This window comes from Stenotrophomonas sp. SMYL20 (genome assembly GCF_036320045.1).
Classification (GTDB): Bacteria; Pseudomonadota; Gammaproteobacteria; order Xanthomonadales; family Xanthomonadaceae; genus Stenotrophomonas; species Stenotrophomonas maltophilia_A.
Genome location: NZ_JAWIRT010000020.1, coordinates 60,286 through 79,878, shown reverse-complemented (window position 1 = coordinate 79,878; position 19,593 = coordinate 60,286). Strand labels below are relative to the sequence as shown.

Annotated in this window: 14 protein-coding genes; 8 read left to right on the top strand and 6 right to left on the bottom strand. The window is 64.2% G+C overall.

The window, feature by feature from the left end; all coding sequences use genetic code 11:
* Positions 1-120: 120 nt before the first annotated feature.
* The 6 genes from V3B48_RS15825 to dnaA all read right to left on the bottom strand — a co-directional run bounded on the left by V3B48_RS15825 (position 121) and on the right by dnaA (position 9,278).
* On the bottom strand, positions 121-927 hold the full coding sequence (locus V3B48_RS15825; protein WP_032128510.1) for a M48 family metallopeptidase: 807 nt from the start codon (positions 925-927) through the stop codon (positions 121-123).
* Between the two features lie 71 nt (positions 928-998).
* A complete protein-coding gene (locus V3B48_RS15820; RefSeq protein ID WP_329894053.1) occupies positions 999-1,844 on the bottom strand; it encodes a CPBP family intramembrane glutamic endopeptidase in 846 nt (281 codons plus the stop codon).
* 67 nt (positions 1,845-1,911) lie between these two features.
* Positions 1,912-4,371, bottom strand: a complete 2,460-nt coding sequence (gene gyrB / locus V3B48_RS15815) for a DNA topoisomerase (ATP-hydrolyzing) subunit B (RefSeq protein ID WP_032128508.1) — start codon at positions 4,369-4,371, stop codon at positions 1,912-1,914.
* 112 nt (positions 4,372-4,483) lie between these two features.
* Positions 4,484-5,578, bottom strand: coding sequence for a DNA replication/repair protein RecF (gene recF / locus V3B48_RS15810; RefSeq protein WP_032128507.1), 1,095 nt, complete (start codon positions 5,576-5,578; stop codon positions 4,484-4,486).
* A gap of 992 nt (positions 5,579-6,570) precedes the next feature.
* Positions 6,571-7,671: a DNA polymerase III subunit beta gene (dnaN, locus tag V3B48_RS15805; RefSeq protein WP_005411731.1), complete on the bottom strand. Its 1,101-nt coding sequence runs from the start codon at positions 7,669-7,671 to the stop codon at positions 6,571-6,573.
* Between the two features lie 275 nt (positions 7,672-7,946).
* Positions 7,947-9,278 (bottom strand): chromosomal replication initiator protein DnaA, encoded by a 1,332-nt coding sequence (gene dnaA, locus V3B48_RS15800; protein ID WP_005411730.1) that lies wholly within the window; start codon positions 9,276-9,278, stop codon positions 7,947-7,949.
* A 255-nt stretch (positions 9,279-9,533) separates the two neighbouring features.
* Here dnaA and rpmH point away from each other — a divergent pair, with 255 nt between their 5' ends.
* The 8 genes from rpmH (at position 9,534) to V3B48_RS15760 (ending at position 19,578) form a co-directional block, all read left to right on the top strand.
* A complete protein-coding gene (gene rpmH / locus V3B48_RS15795; protein WP_005411729.1) occupies positions 9,534-9,674 on the top strand; it encodes a 50S ribosomal protein L34 in 141 nt (46 codons plus the stop codon).
* A gap of 5 nt (positions 9,675-9,679) precedes the next feature.
* Complete coding sequence (rnpA, locus tag V3B48_RS15790) at positions 9,680-10,174, top strand: ribonuclease P protein component (protein ID WP_021203275.1); 495 nt, start codon at positions 9,680-9,682, stop codon at positions 10,172-10,174.
* Entirely contained in the window at positions 10,174-11,889 is a 1,716-nt protein-coding gene (gene yidC / locus V3B48_RS15785) for a membrane protein insertase YidC (RefSeq protein ID WP_049399025.1), read from the top strand. The genes rnpA and yidC overlap by 1 nt, the downstream gene beginning before the upstream one ends.
* 115 nt (positions 11,890-12,004) lie before the next feature.
* Positions 12,005-14,677, top strand: coding sequence for a polysaccharide deacetylase family protein (locus tag V3B48_RS15780; protein WP_253143496.1), 2,673 nt, complete (start codon positions 12,005-12,007; stop codon positions 14,675-14,677).
* 3 nt (positions 14,678-14,680) lie between these two features.
* The gene (gene mnmE / locus V3B48_RS15775; protein ID WP_049399027.1) at positions 14,681-16,030 is read left to right on the top strand and encodes a tRNA uridine-5-carboxymethylaminomethyl(34) synthesis GTPase MnmE; all 1,350 of its coding nucleotides are present in this window, start codon (positions 14,681-14,683) and stop codon (positions 16,028-16,030) included.
* Positions 16,031-16,214: 184 nt separating this feature from the next.
* Positions 16,215-17,420, top strand: coding sequence for an integrase arm-type DNA-binding domain-containing protein (locus V3B48_RS15770; RefSeq protein ID WP_253143495.1), 1,206 nt, complete (start codon positions 16,215-16,217; stop codon positions 17,418-17,420).
* A gap of 159 nt (positions 17,421-17,579) precedes the next feature.
* Positions 17,580-17,912 (top strand): helix-turn-helix domain-containing protein, encoded by a 333-nt coding sequence (locus tag V3B48_RS15765; protein WP_253143494.1) that lies wholly within the window; start codon positions 17,580-17,582, stop codon positions 17,910-17,912.
* A gap of 28 nt (positions 17,913-17,940) precedes the next feature.
* On the top strand, positions 17,941-19,578 hold the full coding sequence (locus V3B48_RS15760) for an ATP-binding protein (protein ID WP_253143493.1): 1,638 nt from the start codon (positions 17,941-17,943) through the stop codon (positions 19,576-19,578).
* Positions 19,579-19,593 lie beyond the last annotated feature (15 nt).

The window sequence follows — 19,593 nt, the reverse complement described above, 5'->3', positions numbered from 1 at the left end:
TCGAACCGCCGGATAGCGGCAAAGTCGGACTGTCAGAAAAATCTGAGCCGCCAAACGTATCAGAAACAGATGGCGTGAGAAATCGTTTTATGTGCTGCAATACAGCATAGAACTGCGCACTCATCCGCACTTTGGCCGCAGCCCGGCCGCCTGCGCCTGCTGATAGACCGGCGTCAGTCCCGGTGCATCGCGTCGCAGTTCCTGGATACGGTTGGCTGGATCGGGGTGGGTGGACAGCCATTGCGGGCTGCGGCCGCCACTGGCGGCCATCATGTTCTGCCACAGGTCGACCGCCTGCGCCGGGTTGAAACCGGCCTGGGCCATCAGTCGCTGGCCGATCACGTCGGCCTCGCTTTCCTGGGTGCGTGAACCGGGCAGCAGGAAGGCGGTCTGCGCGCCCATGCCCCCGAGCTGGTTGACGGTGCTGGCAGCGCCTTCTCCATAGGCCGCGCCGGCCAGCGCACCGAGCACGGCCAGCCCGGTCTGCGCACCCATCTGCCGGGTGATGCGCTCTTCGTGATGGCGGGCGATGACGTGGCCGATTTCATGGCCGATTACGGCAGCCAGCTGATCCTGGTTTTTGGCGACGGTGAAGATGCCGGTGTTCACGCCGACCTTGCCGCCGGGCAGGGCGAAGGCGTTGGGCTCCTTGTCGACGAACACGGCCGTCTCCCACCGTACGCCACGGTATTGAGGCGGCAGCTGCGCGACCAGGGCGTTGACCACGCACTGCACGTAACCGTTCTGGCGGCCGTCGGTGCTGATCTTTTCCTTCTGCTTGGTTTCGGCGAACGCCTGTGCGCCGAGCTGGTCCAGCTGCGCCTGCGACACCCCGCCCACCATCTGCCGACGGCCGGTAGGGGAGGTCGTGGTCGCGCAGGCGCTGACCAGGGTGGTGATGACAAGGGCCAGCAGCAGTTGTTTCATGGATCCACCCCCGTGTTCATATGCGCAGTGTGTAGCGTAGCGGCTTAATCTTTCGTCAAGCGGACACGGCGTTACGTTGCCCCGAAGAACACAAGCGCGGCAAGCGCCACGCCGTTGTTCAGCGCGTGCGCGGTGATCGCGGCCCAGAGCGTGCCGGTGCGCTGGTACAACCAGCAGAACGCGGCCCCCATGCCGCCATAGACCAACCACAGCTGCGCGATCTCGGCCGGGCCGTTGGCACTGGTGCCAGGGATTTCATGGATCAGGGCGAAAGCAAGGCTGCTCAGTACCACGCCCAGCCACGGGCGCCCGGCCTTCCACAGGCGGCCAAACAGCACGCGGCGGAACAGCAGCTCCTCGTAGGCCGGTGCCAGTACCACCGCGAACAGCACCAGGAACAACGGGAAGCGCGCGATCGCGCTCTGCATCAGCGCCAGATTGGTGGGAACCGGCTCGATGCCGAACTGCTTGGCCAGGAAGGCGATGCCATTGCTGCCGAGCACGATCAGAGTCGCCACCAGCAGGGTCCAGCCCCAGGTGGAGGGACGGCGCAGCGCCTGGCGCGACGCGTGGCGCTCGGCGGCATTGGCCGGCCGTCGCCAGAAGTACAGCAGCAGCGCGGCGCCGCCGGTGGCAAACAGCGCCATGAGAATCTGCGCAAGCGCGCCCGGCTGGCCCAGTGATGCCGCTACCGAACTGGCGTCGGGGGCGCCAGCGCTGGCCTGCGCGTTCGCGTAACCAACCACCACGCCACGGTACAGGCCCCATAGCAGGCCGCTGATCAGGCTCAGGCCGAACAGGGTGACAGCGGCGATACCCAGGTCGATGAAAAACCCCGCCAACGGCGAAACGGCACGCGGCGCGGCAGAAGCCGGCGGAACCGGGGGCGGAGCGGAAACCGGGGCGGATGCGGACATCAGGTACCTGCGTTCAAGAGTCGAAGGCCGGCGCGCCTCCCCGCGCACCGGCCGTGTCCCGATTGTGTCAGATATCCAGGTTTGCGACCTTCAGCGCGTTGTCTTCGATGAAGTCGCGACGCGGTTCGACGACATCGCCCATCAGCGTGCTGAAAATCTGGTCGGCAGCGACAGCATCTTCGATGCGCACCTGCAGCAGTCGACGGGTTTCCGGATTCACCGTGGTGTCCCACAACTGCTCCGGATTCATTTCACCCAGACCCTTGAATCGCTGGATCTGGCGGCCGCGCTTGGCCTCCTCGAGCAGCCAGTTCTGTGCCTTGGCAAAGCTGTCGACTTCGATCGACTTGGCACCGCGGGAAATGGTCGCGCCTTCGCGGACCAGACCGTGCAGCAGCTTCGATGCCTGGTGGATCGCGCGCAGTTCGCCGCTTTCGAAGGCCGACATCGGCAGCACCTGGATGTGCTGTTCGCCCATGTGGCGACGGGTCACCAGCACAGCGGCCGGGCGCTCGTCGTTGGCGTCCTGCAGCTCCAGCGTGAAACGCGGGCTGCCCAGGCTGCCCTGGTTGAGACGCTTGGCCAATGCATCCAGGCCCTCGCCTTCGCCGGCAGCGCGCAGGCTTTCCAGGTCCATCGGGACGAAGTCGACCAGCGCTTCAAGCAGGTTGCGGTCGTAGCGGTGTGCGTTGCGCTCGATCGAATCCAGCGCCGCCGCGTAGGCCAGCAGCAGCTTCTCCAGCGCCAGGCCTTCGATGCCGGGCTCGCCGGTGGCCGGCACCAGTGCAGCGTTTTCCACTGCGCTGCTGGCCAGGTAGCTATCCAGCGCCGGGTCGTCCTTCAGGTACAGCTCCTGCTTGCCCTGCTTGATCTTGTACAGCGGCGGCAGGCCGATGTAGACGTAACCACGCTCGATCAGCTCCGGCATCTGACGGTAGAAGAACGTCAGCAGCAGAGTGCGGATGTGGGCGCCGTCGACGTCGGCGTCGGTCATGATGATGATCTTGTGGTAACGCAGCTTGTCCGGGTTGTACTCGTCACGGCCGATGCCGGTGCCCAGCGCGGTGATCAGCGTACCCACCTGGTCGGAGGACAGCATGCGATCGAAACGCGCGCGTTCCACGTTGAGGATCTTGCCGCGTAGCGGCAGCACCGCCTGGTTCTTGCGGTTGCGGCCCTGCTTGGCCGAACCACCTGCCGAGTCACCCTCGACGATGAACAGTTCGGACAGCGCCGGATCCTTTTCCTGGCAGTCGGCCAGCTTGCCCGGCAGGCCCGCGATGTCCAGCGCGCCCTTGCGGCGGGTCAGGTCGCGGGCCTTGCGCGCGGCTTCACGTGCACGTGCGGCATCGACGATCTTGCCGGCGATCGCCTTGGCTTCGTTCGGGTTTTCCTGCAGGAACTCTTCCAGCCGCGCACCGAAGGCGTTTTCCACCGCCGGGCGCACGTCGGAGCTGACCAGCTTTTCCTTGGTCTGGCTGGAGAAGCTCGGGTCCGGCACCTTCACCGACAGCACTGCGATCATGCCTTCGCGCATGTCATCGCCGGTCAGGTTGATCTTGGCCTGCTTGGCGATGCCGTTCTGCTCGATGTAGTTGTTGAGCACACGGGTCAGCGCACCGCGGAAACCGGCCAGGTGGGTACCGCCGTCCTTCTGCGGAATGTTGTTGGTGAAGCAGTACATCGTCTCCTGGTAGGAGTCGGTCCACTGCAGCGCCACGTCCACGACGATGCCGTTGTGCTCGCCGGTGACTGAAATGACGTTCGGGTGCAGCGGGGTCTTCAGCTGGGCCAGATGCTCCACGAAGCTGCGGATGCCGCCTTCGTAGTGGAAGTCATCGCGACGGCCGTCGCCACGCTCGTCGGCAAGGACGATCTTGACGCCGGAGTTCAGGAACGACAGCTCGCGCAGGCGGCGTGCCAGGATGTCGTAGTGGAATTCCACGTTGTCGTGGAAGGCGACGGTCGACGGCCAGAAGCGCACGGTGGTACCGCGCTTGGTGGTGGCTTCCAGCTTGGCCAGCGCAGTCACGGCTGCGCCGTTGCTGAATTCCTGCTGGTAGTGGGAGCCATTCTGGAACACGTCCACCAGCAGCTTCTGCGACAGCGCGTTGACCACGCTGACGCCGACGCCGTGCAGGCCGCCCGAAACCTTGTAGCTGTTGTCGTCGAACTTGCCGCCTGCGTGCAGGACGGTCATGACCACTTCGGCCGCAGACACTTCGCGACCGAGCTTGGCGCTCATCTGCTCGTGCTTGCCGGTCGGAATACCACGGCCGTTGTCGGACACCGAGACCGAGCCGTCGGCGTGGATCGTCACTGCAACGTGGTCGGCGTGGCCGGCCAACGCTTCGTCGATCGAGTTGTCGACGACCTCGAACACCATGTGGTGCAGACCGGTGCCGTCATGCACGTCGCCGATGTACATGCCGGGACGCTTGCGGACAGCCTCCAGGCCTTCCAGGGCGGTAATGCTGTTGGCGTCGTAATTGCCGTTGTTTGCCGGGGTGTTCTGTTCGTCGCTCATTGCGCTTGCCGTAGGCTCCGCAGGTCGGGCACCGCTTGGGGCGATGCGCCGAGAATGAAAGGATTCCAACCCGAATTATACCAGCCGGGGTCGAGCGGCCCTGGTGTGCCCACTATGGCACAGCCACGATCTGTGCATGTTCCACGTGGAACCGGGCGATGTGGGTCAGTTCCTGCAGCGCCGCCGGGGTTTCGGTGGCGGTGATGAAGATCTGTGCCGGCCCATTGAGCAGGCGCTCCAGTACCCGCGCCTGATGGGTGCGATCCAGCTCCGAGGCCAGATCGTCCAATGCGATCACCGGCCATTCGCCTCGCTGTTCCGCATAGTCCTCCGCCTGTGCCAACAGGCACGCCAACGCCGTCAGCTTGGCCTGGCCGCGGGACAGCGCATCACGACCTGGAATGCTGTGGAAATCCACACTCCAGTCCGCGCGGTGCGGGCCCACCGAGGTATACCCGGCCTGCCGGTCACGTTCCCGGGCCAGAAGCAGGGCATCGGCCAAGGGAAGCTCGTGCCGCCGCCAACCGGGGCTCAGCTCCAATCCCTGGATACCGAGCTGTGGAGCGAGGCTGGCGGCCAAGGCGACCGTGCGCTGCTGCAGACGCTCCAGGTAGTGCTGGCGGCGGCTGGTCAGTGGTTCTCCTGCCTCGGCCAGCTCGTGATCCCAGGTATCGAGCATCCGCGACGGCCCGCCCTGCTTGAGCAGGGCATTGCGCTGCTTCAGCGCCCGGGAGTAGCGACGCCACAGGGACAGAAAATCCGGTTCCACGTGGAACAAGCCCCAATCGAGGAAGCGGCGGCGGGGTTCACCACCACCACTGACCAGTGCATGGCTCCCGGGCTCGAACGTCACCACGGCCAGCGCTGCGCAGAGATTACCCAGCTGTGCGACATCCTCGCCGTCCAGTCGCCCCTTCCAGTCCTGACCACTGTGGCGCAGGCCGGCTTTTCGGCGGTGGGGCGGGTGATGGGCACGCTGTTCGTCCCATTCCACGAAGATTTCCAGCGCTTCCTGGCCCTGGCGTACCAGACCGTCGCGCACCCGGCCACGGAAGCTGCGGCCATAGGCCATCAAGTGCAGGGCTTCGAGCACGCTGGTCTTGCCGGCACCGTTGTCGCCGGTCAGCAGGTTCAATCCCGGCTGGGGCGACAGGTCCACCGCACTGAAACGACGCAGTTGATGCAAGGCGAGGCGGCGGATCTGCATGGGGCGCGAAAGACCATCCGCACAAGGCGGTAGAGGGGCAGGGAATCCATCAGCTTACTGCATCGGTCAAGCCAGCCGTGCCGCGCCAGACATCGCCACTGTGCTGAAGCCTCCGCCTGGCAACCCTACGCGTGTTCCACGTGGTGGCGCTCCCTCACCTGGGCTCGCCTGGGTCTGGATACGCCCGGGAATCCTTGAATTCTGAGCGGCGGCGCAGGGTACCGGCCCTCAGATTTCAGCGATTTCAGCCTCATTCCGCGAGCATCGCCAGGTGCCCCGACGGTGGTTTGCGCGAACACCGCGCAGATTTCTTGAAATCTACGATGCGATGCCCTGGAGGGTTCCACAGATTTCAAGGAATTCGAGCCCGCCGTTTCACGCTGTCCACAGCAGGTCTGTATGACTTATACACAAGGTATGGGCAAACTGTGGATAAAAAAGCCCTTTTGCCCGGCCTGCGAAACTATCCACAGGTTCCCCCCCAGCCTGAGGGGCCTCTATACAGGGGGTTTCAGGTGCATAAATCTCTTAAAAATCAAATAGATAATGCATTTCTCCACGAAATCTGGGCCTACCATCACCACCATGCTTTAGATTTATACCCAGATTTAGAAGCTAGGCCGGCCCCGATCCGACCCCAACGAGACCTGTGGACAGTGGCGTCTGCAGATGAAGCAACCGCAGCGTTGCGACCCACGATCTGCTTCACCCCTCCGGCAAGTTCGGGGAACGTGCATCAGGCTGAAGACCCGGAACGGCATACTCGATCGAGAGCGGCTGGACTGCGCCCAAGCTCACAACCTGGATTCCAATCGCTCAGCACCGATTGCATCGGAAGGGCAGCCAGGATCAATCGGCAACCAGCAATCTCAAGGAAGGCATTCACCCACACCTGGAGATCCGGCCATCGCGATGCTCCACGTGGAACCTGCAAAAAAAAACGCCCGGGAAGATCCCGGGCGTCGTTCGGTTCCACGTGGAACAGGCTGCCGTCAGAGACGCAGCGGCATCACCACATGGCGCGACTTCTCGCTGCTGGATTCACGCACCAGCGCCGAGGAGTTGGAGTCGCGCAGCTGGATGATGACTTCCTCGTCGCGCAGGGCAGACAGGGCATCCAGCAGGTAGTTCACGTTGAAGCCGATGGCCAGATCGCTGACCGTGGTGTCGGCTTCGATCTCTTCCTGGGCTTCTTCCTGTTCCGGGTTGTGCGCGCTGATCTTCAGGTTGCCCGGCGAGACTTCCACGCGAATGCCGCGGTACTTCTCGTTGGACAGGATTGCGGCACGCTGCAGCGAGGCACGCAGTGCTTCGCGATCAACCTTCACTTCGCGGTCGGCACCGATCGGAATCACTGCTTCGTAATCCGGGAAACGGCCGTCGATCAGCTTCGAGGTGAAGGTGACATCGTCGCGCTTGACGCGGACGTGGCTGCGGCCGACTTCCAGCTCGATCTCGCGATCGCCGCTCTCCAGCAGGCGCTGCAGTTCGGTCACGCCCTTGCGCGGCACGATGATCTGGCGCTTGGAACCACTGGGCTTGGCCAGGTCGGTTTCACACAGCGCCAGGCGGTGGCCGTCGGTGGCGACGGTACGCAGCGCATCGCCGCGCAGATCGAACAGCAGACCGTTGAGGTAGTAGCGCACGTCCTGCTGGGCCATCGCGAACGCGGTGCGTTCGATCAGTTCCTTCAGGGTCGCTTCGCCGATGGCCACGCGCTCGGTGGCTTCCACTTCGTCAACCGACGGGAAGTCGTTGGAGGGCAGGGTGGCCAGGGTGAAGCGGCTGCGGCCGGCCTGCACGGTGATCTTGTCACCGGTCTGCGAGACCGTGATCCGGCTGCCGTCGGGCAGGGCGCGGATGATCTCGAACAGTTTGCGGGCGGGGATGGTGGTTTCGCCGTCCTGGGCATCTTCAACCGCGATCCGCGACACCATCTCCACTTCCAGGTCGGTACCGGTCAGCGACAGCTGGCCGTTCTGCACCTGGACCAGGAAATTGGCCAGAACCGGAAGGGTCTGGCGGCGTTCGACCACGTTGACGACCTGTGCCAACGGCTTGAGAAAGGCTTCGCGCTGCAGTGTGAAACGCATGTGGTTCCGTGCCCCTATGCTTTAAAAAATGTGGAATAAATCAAAAGCTTGGTGGTGCTGGTAGAGACAGAATCGCTGGAAAACAACGCTAAGTCTTTGTAAATAAAAGAATTTCAGACCTCGAAACCCTCTGTATTACCGACCCCAAGGGGGTGGGGAAAGCTGTGGATAAATTCGACGCGATTTCAGACGCCATGTTTATCCACAACGTGTCCCGCGCTTGCTACCGGATTCTGCACCGTTTTGTGCGATGACGCCTCATCGGCATCCGTGCATCATTCGCTCAGCTTCCGGATCAGCTTGTCCCAGTCCTCGCGGAGCTTGCCGTCGGTTTCCATCAGGGTCCGGATCTGGCGGCAGGCATGCAGCACCGTGGTGTGGTCGCGACCGGCAAAGGCGTCGCCGATCTCGGGCAGGCTGTGCTCGGTCAGTTCCTTGGTCAGGGCCATGGCGACCTGGCGGGGGCGGGCCAGCGAGCGGGTCCGACGCTTCGACAGCAGATCCTTGATCTGCAGGCCGTAGTAGTCGGCAACGGTTTTCTGGATGTTGGGAATGCTGATCGCCTGCTGCTGGGCGCGCAGCAGGTCGCGCAGGGTTTCCTGGGCGAATTCGGTGGTGATCGCGCGGCCGGTGAAATTGGCGCGGGCGGTCAGGGTATTGAGCGCACCTTCGAGGTCGCGCACGTTGGAGCGCATCTTCTTGGCGATCAGGAACGCAACATCATCGGGAATCTCTGCACCGCGTTCGCGTGCCTTGGCCAGCACGATCGCAGCGCGGGTCTCGAAGTCCGGCGGTTCGATCGCGACCGACAGGCCCCAGGCAAGCCGCGACTTCAGGCGTGCTTCCAGGCCTTCGACCTCGCGCGGATAGCGGTCGCAGGTCAGGATGATCTGCTGCTTGCCATCGAACAACGCGTTGAAGGTATGGAAGAACTCTTCCTGGGTGCGGTCCTTGCCGGCGAAGAACTGGATGTCATCGATCAGCAGCGCGTCCACCTGCTGGAACTGGCGCTTGAACTGATCCATGGTCTTTTCCTGCAGAGCCCGGATCATCGCGCTGAAGAACTGTTCCGAACGCAGGTACAGCACCTTCGCACCCGGATTGGCCTGGCGCATGGCATTGCCGGCGGCGAACATCAGGTGGGTCTTGCCCAGGCCCGTGCCTCCGTACAGCAGCAGCGGGTTGTGCGCGCGGTCGCCCGGCTTCTGCGCTGCCTGGAAGGCGGCGGCCAGGCCCAGCTGGTTGCTGCGGCCTTCGACGAAGTTGGCGAACGTGTAGTGATTGTCCAGGTTGCCGGCAAACGGCACCTGCGGTTCGCTGGACACATGCGCCGACGGCGTGGAAACGGGCGCGTTCTGCGCCTCCACGGGACGCGGGCGCGAGCCGATTTCAAGAAAAACGTCGCTGAAACCGGCGAAATGGGCCAGCAGTTCGCGGATCCGGGCCAGGTACAGCTCGCGGACCTGGTCGACGATGAAGGCATTCGGTGCATACAGCACCAGGCTGTCCACGCGCAGATCGGCCTGCAGCGGCTTCAACCAGGTATGAACGTCTTCCGGCGGGAACTCCGCTTCGAGGCGCTCGAGACTACGGGACCAGGCATCCATCAGCAATAATCGTCCGGTGGCCGGGGCATGGACGCGACAAGGCGCCCAAACACAGGCCGGAAAGGGGGGAAATGGATGGCTCAGACTACCACCGAGCGCCCGCCTTCGGAATGCTTGTCCCCTACTTATTCACAAAAACATCCACAGCTATTGCACAGCCCAGTGAATTCGCGTAGCTGCCAGGGGTTGACTTGGGGCGGGGTACCTCTCTAGAATTTCCGGTTCTTTCCGTCCCATTCATACGAGAGGCCCCCAATGGCCACGAAGCGCACCTACCAGCCCAGCAACCTCAAGCGTAAGCGCGACCACGGCTTCCGTGCCCGTATGAAGACCGCTGACGGCCGCAAGATCCTGTCGCGTCGCCGCGCCAAGGGCCGCAAAGTCCTGAGCGCCTGATTGCCATGCCGCACATCGCGGCAGACGCAATCCCTTCGACAGTGAATACTGCAGACCCGCGCAAGCGATTCCCTCGCTCTGCGCGGGTTCGCACGCGTGCCGAATACTCAACGGTCTTCAACGGCGCCCGCCGTGTGTCCGATCCGCTGATGACCCTGCACTGGCTGCCGGCTGACCGGCCGGCCAGGCTGGGTCTGGCGGTTTCCCGCAAGGTTGATCCGAACGCCGTCGGGCGTAACCGGATCAAGCGCGTCCTGCGCGACATCCTGCGTCAGACACGTACCGACATCCAGCCAGGCGACTTTGTCGTCGTGGCTCGAAGTGCTGCGCGTTCCGCCAGCAACGACGAGATCCGCCAGGCCTTCCTGCGCCTGCTGCGTCGCCTGCGTGCATTGCCCACGCCGGGCGTGGACGGCACAATGCCGCCGCCTGATGGCATCGCAACTCCTTCTTTGACCGAGCCGGCATCGCGTCCCGGCCCCGCCGAGCCTGTCCGCTGATGAACCAGACCCGCGTATTCCTCATTTTTGCCTGGCTGATGGTGGCCGTGCTGCTGTGGATGGAGTGGAGCCGTGAAAAGGCTGCTCCGACCCCGGCACCGACGACCACGTCGGCCCCGGCCGCCGCACAGAGCGTTCCGGGCGCAACCCCGGGCGCCATCCCCAGCGCCCAGGTGCCGGGTGCCCCCGGCCAGGCCGCCGTGCAGGCCCAGGCCAGCGCCACCCCGGCCAGCCAGCGCGTGACCGTCACCACCGACGTGCTGCGCCTGGTGCTCGACGGCGGCCGCGTGCTCGATGCCGAGCTGCTGCAGTTCCCGCAGACCAAGGACGAAGGCAGCCCGCCGGTCCGCCTGCTGACCGAAGACCCCGCGCACCCGTACAGCGCGATCAGTGGCTGGGCCAGCGAAGACAAGAACACCCCGGTCCCCGGCGCCGACGGCTTCAAGCTGGTCGGTGACACCAAGGACTTCGTGCTGGCCAAGGGCCAGAACGAGCTGCAGATCCCGTTCGTGTGGACCGCCGACAACGGCGTGACCATCAAGCGCACGCTGACCGTCTCGCGCAACGAGTATGCCGTGCGCTTCAAGGATGAAGTCAGCAACGCCGGCGCCGCGCCGTGGAACGGCTACGTCTACCGCACCCTGGACCGCACCCCGACCATCCTGTCGCGGAGCATGACCAACCCGGATTCCTTCAGCTTCAACGGTGCCACCTGGTACGACAACGACAAGAAGTACCAGCGTCGTGCGTTCAAGGACTACCTGGAAGACGGCACGCTGAACCAGAACATCACCGGCGGCTGGCTGGCGATGCTGCAGCACCACTTCTTCACCGCCTGGATCCCGCAGAAGGACCAGACCGCACACTACGTGCTGTCGCAGGTGGCCGGTCGTGACCTGATCGAAGCGCGTGGCCCGGCCTTCACCGTGGCCCCGGGCCAGTCCACCAGCACCGAAGCCCGCCTGTGGGTCGGCCCGAAGCTGGTCAACCTGATTGCCAAGGAAGACGTGCCGGGCCTGGACCGCGTGGTCGACTACAGCCGCTTCTCGATGATGGCGGTGATCGGCCAGGGCCTGTTCTGGGTGCTGAACCAGGTGCACAAGCTGGTCGGCAACTGGGGCTGGGCGATCGTCGGCCTGGTGGTGCTGCTGAAGCTGGTGCTGTACCCGCTGTCGGCGACCCAGTACAAGAGCGGCGCCAAGATGCGTCGTTTCCAGCCGCGCATCGCGCAGCTGAAGGAACGCTATGGTGATGACCGCCAGAAGTTCCAGACCGCGATGATGGAGCTGTACAAGAAGGAAAAGATCAATCCGATGGGCGGCTGCCTGCCGATCCTCATCCAGATGCCGATCTTCTTCGCCCTGTACTGGGTGCTGGTGGAATCGGTCGAACTGCGCCAGGCGCCCTGGTTCGGCTGGATCCAGGACCTGACCGCACGCGACCCGTACTTCATCCTGCCGGTGATCAACGTGGCGGTGATGTGGTTCACGCAGAAGCTGACCCCGGCACCGGGCATGGACCCGATGCAGCAGAAGATGATGCAGTTCATGCCGCTGGTGTTCGGCGTCATGATGGCCTTCATGCCGTCCGGCCTGGTTCTGTACTGGGTGGTCAACGGCGGCCTGGGCCTGCTGCAGCAGTGGTGGATGACCAAGCGCCACGGCGGCGAGCCAGTCCCGGCCACCACCGCCCCGGCCCCGGTCAAGAAAAAGTAATCGGTAGAGCCGGCCGCTGGCCGGCTGACCCCAGCAGAAGCCCGCCGCAAGGCGGGCTTTTCGTATGCGGCGTTAGAATCGCCGGCACACCGTTCCTCCATCCATCGAGTCCGCCATGCCGCGTGCGTCGTCGTTCCGCCTGTTCCTGCCCTCGCTGTTGTTGACCCTGGTCGTTGCCGGCTGTGGCGACAAGGACGCGAAGGCACCGGTAACCGGCGTGACCCAGCCCAGCGCGCAGGCCGCGGCCGCCGCCGACCCGGCCGCCGCGCCGTTGCTGGCTGCGCTGCAGAAGCAGCTCGACGGTTACCGTCGGATCATCGTGCTGCTGGCCGACGAAGAACAGCAGTCGGCCGCCGACCGCGGCACCTCCACGCGTGTGGGCCAGCAGCTGTTCCATGATGGCCTGGAACAACGTACGGCCATCGCCGCGCAGTTCGACACCCTGCTGCGCGGTACCAGCCCGCAGCGCTTCGCCACCCTCGGCACCGTGCTGGACTACATCGAGTCGGCGCCGGAACTGTTCGATGCCGACCGCTTGGCCTTCCGCGAAGTGCTGCGTGATCTGCATGAGCGCATTGGCACGGATTCGTCGCTGCCGGCGGTGAAGCTGCATCAGCGCATCGGCGAGGACCTGGAGGCGCTCGACGAGATCGAACGCAACTACAACCAGGAACTGACCCGCATCTTCAGCCGCTTCGAGCGCACCCGCGCCATCGAGCTGAAGCGCGAGAAGTGGGACGATTACATCGCGCACCTGCACAAGGACTACAGCCGCGAAGCGATCCTGCGCGACTACGGGGTGATCGAGCCGTACCCGATGTCGATGAAGGACAGCGACCGCGAGATCTTCGGCCGCGACCTGCCGGCCAAGACCGTGGTGCTGACCTTCGACGATGGCCCGCACAAGGCCTACACCGATGAAGTGGTGGCCATCCTCAAGCGCTACGACGTGCCGGGCGTGTTCTTCGAAGTGGGCCGAAACCTGGGCAAGGTCGAGGCCGATGGCAAGGTCAGCCTGGGCCCGATGGCGAAGATCAGCCGCAACCTGATGGAGGAGGGCTACGCTGTGGGCAACCACAGCCTGACCCATGCCCAGCTGTCGCGCACCACCGGCGATGCGCTGCGCCAGCAGGTACTCGACACCGACACGCTGCTGAAGGACGTCGACAGCAAGCGCGCGCCGCTGTTCCGCTTCCCGTATGGCGCGCGCAATGCCGAAGGCCTGCAGCTGCTCAACGAAGCCGGCCTGAAGTCGATCATGTGGAACATCGACTCGATGGACTGGGCCGACCCGGTACCGGAGTCGATCGTGCAGCGCGTGCTCGACCAGGTGAACACGGAACAGCGCGGCATCATCCTGTTCCACGACATCCACGATCGTGCGGTGAAGGCGCTGCCGCAGATCCTCGACCGGCTGATCGCCGATGGCTACCAGTTCGCCGGCTGGAATGGCCGCGACTTCACCGTCGCCCGTGCGCGAAAGGGCGACGCCGGTGCCGCCACCGTCACCACCGGCTACGAGAAGTCATGGGCGATCGTGGTCGGCATCGACAACTACGCCAAGTGGCCGAAGCTGGAATACGCCAGCCATGATGCTCAGGCAGTGGCCGATACCTTGACCGGGCAGTTCGGCTTCCCGTCCTCGCAGGTGATCGTGCTGAAGAACGAGCAGGCCACCCGCAACAACATCCTGGCCGCCTTCCACGACCGCCTGGCCGACGACCGCACCGGTAAGAACGATCGCGTGTTCGTGTTCTTCGCCGGTCATGGCGCGACCCGCCAGCTCGCCTCCGGGCGCGACCTCGGCTACATCATTCCGGTCGATTCGGATCCGAAGGAATTTGCCACCGACGCGATCGCGATGACCGACATCCAGAACATCGCCGAGAGCATGCAGGCCAAACATGTGATGTTCGTGATGGATGCCTGCTACAGCGGCCTGGGCCTGACCCGTGGCGGTCCCTCGTCGTCGTCGTTCCTGCGCGAGAACGCCCGCCGCAGCGCGCGGCAGATGCTGACCGCCGGTGGTGCCGACCAGCAGGTGGCCGATGCCGGCCCCAACGGCCACTCGGTGTTCACCTGGGTGCTGCTGCAGGCGTTGGCCGGCAAGGGCGACCTCAACGGCGACGGCCTGATCACCGGTACCGAACTGGCCGCCTACGTGGCGCCGGCGGTCTCGGCGGTCTCGCACCAGACCCCGGCCTTCGGCAGCCTGCCCGGCTCGCAGGGCGGCGAGTTCGTGTTCCAGGTGCCGGACAGCCAGGAATTCCTCAACGCCGATACGCGCCAGCTGACCGCCGATGCGATCGCGCTGAACAACAAAGTGGATGCCGCCAGCGAAGCCAAGGGCAGCCAGGCACCGGTAACCGTGGCCGACCTGCAGGGTGGCAAGGCCAAGCTGGTGGTGCCCACCGCCGGCCCGGCGTCCGACCGCCAGCGCGCGCAGCAGGCCAATGACCGTGGCCTGCAGCTGTACCGCGAGAAGCAGTACGACGAAGCGGTAGCCCAGTTCACCGAGGCGCTGAAGCTGCGCCCGGACTTCGCCCAGGCCGCCAACAACCTCGGCTTCGTCTACTACCGCCAGCAGCGCTATGCCGAAGCGGCGCGCTGGCTGGAGAACACACTGAAGATCGACCCCTCGCGCGCCGTGGCCTATCTCAACCTGGGCGACGCCTACTTCAACGCCGGCGACAAGGCCAAGGCCAAACAGGCCTACACCACCTACCTGGCGCTGCAGCCGCAGGGCAGCGGCGCGGCCCAGGCGCGTGCGCAGCTGGAGAAACTCTGAGCCATGAACGACGCGATCCGCACCGACACCATCGTGGCCATCGCCAGTGCGCCCGGCGCCGGCGGTGTCGGCCTGCTGCGCCTGTCCGGCCCGCGCGCTGCAGCGATTGCCAATGCGCTGGGTGCACCTGCACTGCGTCCGCGCCACGCGCACTACGCGCGCCTGCGTGATGCCGACGGCGAGGTCATCGACGATGGCATCGTGCTGTGGTTCCCGGCACCGAACAGCTTCACCGGCGAAGAGGTGGTGGAACTGCAGGGCCATGGCAGTCCGGTGCTGTTGCAGCAACTGGTCGCGCGCTGCATCGCGCTCGGTGCGCGTCAGGCGCGCCCGGGTGAGTTCAGCGAACGGGCATTCCTCAACGGCAAGCTCGACCTGGCCCAGGCCGAGGCCATCGCCGACCTGATCGCCGCGGGCGACAATCGTGCCGCGCGCGCTGCACGCCGTTCGCTGGATGGTGTGTTCTCGCGCCGCATCGACGCCGTGGTCGAACAGCTGGTGCTGCTGCGCATCCATGTGGAAGCGGCCATCGACTTCGCCGACGAACCGCTGGATACCCTCGGTGGCGCGCAGGTGCGGCGTGGGCTGGAACAGGCGCGCAGCGACCTGGCCCTGCTGCGGCGGGATGCCGAGCGCGGCCGCCGCCTGCGCGATGGCCTGCATGCGGTGCTGATCGGGCCGCCGAATGCCGGCAAGAGTTCATTGCTCAATGCGCTGGCCGGCAGCGAACGCGCCATCGTCACCGACATCGCCGGCACCACCCGCGACACCCTGCGCGAGACCATCCGCCTGGACGGCCTGGAGCTGACCCTGGTCGACACCGCGGGCCTGCGCGACGGTGGCGACGCCATCGAACGCGAAGGCATGCGCCGCGCGCATGTGGAAATCGAGCGTACGGACCTGGCGCTGATCGTGCTGGATGCGCGCGATCCAGCGGCCGGCGAAGCGGCGCTGGGCGATGCCGTGGCGGCGGTGCCGCACAAGGTCTACATCCACAACAAGTCGGATCTGCTGACGGCGCTGCCGACGCTGGACGATCCGGATCGGGTGTTCGTTTCGGCGGCCACCGGCGCCGGACTCGAAGATCTGCATGCGCGCCTGCGTTCGATTGCCTCGGCCGGGGCAGGCGAGCAGGTGGACGGCGAGTTCTCCGCACGCACGCGCCATGTGGATGCGATCGAGCGCGCGCAGGAACATGCGCAGCGCGCCGATGGTGAGCTGGCGCATGAGCACCTGGAACTGGCCGCCGAAGAACTGCGGCTGGCGCATGATGCGCTGGGCGAGATCACCGGGCAGATGAGCGCCGATGACCTGCTGGGAAGGATCTTCTCCAGTTTCTGCATCGGGAAGTGAGGTGAGGTCCTGGGGCGTCCACTGAAGTCTGCTGATGTGCTTACAATCCGCATAAATAAAGGGATTTTTGTCTACTGACTGATTCGGTGATACAGTCGAAGCCATCGCCATCCGGGTCCATAATTGGGTCCAATTTCACCGGACGGTCTAACAGATTGGCTTCCATGGACCCAAAGGAAGGTCCATGTCTCTCACAGACACCGCACTCAAGGCGCTCAAACCCCGGGACGCCTCATACATCGTCAGCGACGATCGCGGGCTGTACGTCGAAGTGCTGCCGAGTGGCAGCATCGTCTGGCGTTATCGCTATCGGCTGAGTGGCAAACGCGAGAAGCTCACTCTGGGCAAGTACCCGGCCCTCACCCTGAAGAATGCGCGCCTGAAACGGGACGAGGCGGCGCATCTGGTGGCGCTGGGCCAGTCTCCGGCGCAGAAAAAGCAGCAGGAGAAGGTAACCGGCGCAGAAGACGCCACCGTGGCCGAATTCGCCGAACGCTTCTTCAAGGACATCCAGTCACGCGACCACAAGAACGTGACCATGCCCCGCCGCTACCAAGAAAAGGACATCCTGCCGCATATCGGCAGCAAGCCGATCCGGGACATCACCGCCGAGGATGTGCGCAGCGTCATCTGGCGCAAGAAGGAGCAAGGCTTCGATGCCGCCGCCGGCCAGGTGCGCGGCCTGCTCAAGCGCATGTTCGACTACGCACTGACCTGCGGCCTGATCCAGGCCAATCCGGTCATGGCCCTGCCAATGCGGCACGTCTACCGCGCCGCCGCCCGCGACCGGGCGCTGACGCCAGACGAAATCCGTCAGTTCCTGCGAGCCATGCAGACCTCCAACATCCGCCGCCAGTTCAAGATCGCTTTCCAGTTGATCCTGATGACGCTGGTGCGCAAGTCCGAGCTGATGCTGGCGCAGTGGAAGGACGTGCATCTGGACGAAGGCGAATGGCACATCCCGGTCGAGAATTCCAAGACCGGCAAGCCGCACATCGTCTACCTGTCCACCCAGGCGCAGACGCTGTTCAAGGAGCTCAAGCCGCTCGCCAGCAGCAGCGTCTGGGTGTTGCCGGGCCGTGGCTCCCTGGTCAAGCCCTTCGCCAGCAATGCGCTGAACCAGGCGCTGAAGGTGTCGTTGCAGGGGCAGGAGATCCCCGCCTTCACCATCCATGACCTGCGGCGCACCGCATCGACATTGCTGCACGAACAGGGTTGGCCTTCGGATGTGGTGGAAAAGGCGCTGAACCACACCATCGGCGGCGTGCGGGGCGTCTACAACCGGGCGGAGTACGCCGAGCAGCGGCGGGAGATGTTGCAGGCGTGGGCGGATTACATCGACGGGTTGGTGCCGTCGGGAAATCTGGTGATCGGTGCTGGTTCGGCTTGAGGGTGGCTTTTTCCTTTTCGGGGTAGGGCCGTTGTCTCTTAATCGCTATTCCCTTGCCTTTTCCCCCTTTGGTTGCAAAAGGGCACCGCCATCTGCAACCGAGGCATCTTTAACGGCGATGATTATCACGCACTGATATAATTATCAAAGAGACATGTCATGGACCTCACGATCATGAAGCGTTGCATTGTCGGCGTCCGACAGCCAGATAGACCACCCCAGAAAGGGAGCGAGATGCCAAGCATCTGGTTTCCATCCCTGGCATCGCTGGCTGCTGTGCTTTCCGATGACAACCGCCGTCTGCTGCGCCTCATTCACGACAGGCAACCCAAGTCCCTTACGGAACTGGCCGAACTCAGCGGGCGCAAGGTGCCGAACCTGTCGCGCACGCTGCGAATGATGGCGGACTATGGGCTGGTTTCCCTGCAACGCAATGTCCGGGACGTTCAGCCAACCGCGTTGGCGACCGAATTCCTGGTGGTACTGGATTGATGGACACGGACATGAAGGGGGTCTGCTGATGAGCCAGGAAGGGCAACTGCTCGACCGGAAGTCGCTGCGCGCGGTGTTGGGCAAGACAGCCGACTGGGGCGAACTGGTCAAGGACTGCGTGGCTTTCGCCAATGCGACGGGCGGCCACCTCCTGATCGGTATCGAGGACGACCAGGATCAGCCGCCTGCAGGCCAGCAAGTACCGATAGACCTGCCGGACACATTGCGGCGCAAGCTGGCCGAACGCACGGTCAATGTGGTGGCGCTCCCCGACATCGTGACCGCCGCCAATGGCGGCCAATATATCGACCTGACTGTCCCGCGCGCTGCTGCTGTCGCCTCGACCACCGACGGCCGTTACTTCCTGCGCGTCGCAGACCAGAGCAAGCCGGTTACCGGTGACGAGGTGATGCGTTTGGCAACCGAGCGCAGCGCGCTGCCCTGGGAAACCCAGACCACCCTGTACATCCCCCGCGCGGAGCGCGACACCGCCCAGTTCAACCGCCTGCTGAACGCCCTGCGCGCATCCGACCGCGTCAAAGCATCTGTCAAGGAAAAGGATGATGAGGAACTGCTTGATCACTACCAGCTTGCACAAGGCCAGTACCTGACCCACCTCGGCATCCTGTGCATCGGCAAGCAGCAGCACCGGGCGCAACTGGCAACCGCACCAGTCATCCAGTTCATCAAGTACGACGAACATGAGCAGAAGGTCAACAAACTGCCTTGGGACGACCACACGTTGAACCCGATGGAGCTGATCGAGGCCGTCTGGCAGGGGGTGCCGGATTTCCGGGAGCGTTATGAACTGCCCGATGGCCTGTACCGCCAGAACGTGCCTGCATTCGATGAGATCGTGGTGCGCGAATTGCTGGTCAATGCCCTCGTACATCGCCCCTACACCCAGCGAGGCGACATCTTCCTGAACCTGCACCCTGACCGGCTTGAAGTCGTCAATCCTGGCCTGCTTCCCTTGGGCGTCACTCCACAAAATATCCTGCACACGACGGTACGCCGCAACGAACACCTTGCGCGCCTGTTCCACGACCTCAAGCTGATGGAGCGGGAAGGCAGTGGCTTCGACAAGATGTTCGAGGTGCTGCTGTCGCAAGGTCGGCCCGCGCCGGAACTGTCCGAACGGCATGATCGCGTGCAGGTGACGGTGCACCGTCGCATCATCAAGCCCGAAGTCATCGACTTCATTGCGAAGGCCGACCAGACCTATCAGTTGACCCAGCGCGAACGCATCGCTCTGGGGTTGCTGGCGCAACATGATGCCCTGACAGCCCGGGAACTGGCCCAGGCGCTGGAGCTTCCATCGGTCGAATCGCTGTCCGCGTGGCTCAAACGTCCGCTGGAATGGCAGCTGGTGCGTAGTGTCGGCCGAACCCAGGCCACGCGCTACTTCATTGATCCGGAACTGTTGCGCAGCCTGGACTTCTCCACGTCCACCACGCTCAAGCGCATCGAGCCGCACCGCTTGGCAGCACTTGTACTTGAAGATTTGCAGCGCTATCCAAGGTCTGCGATCAGTGACATACATAAACGCGTTGGCGGGGAGATTCATCCCAAGCAAGTCAAGCGCGCGCTGGAAGAGCTGATCGGGCGCGGGGAAGTCCGCTTTGAGGGTGACAACCGCTGGCGGCGGTACTGGGCCGTGGCATGACCAGTCTATCGGACA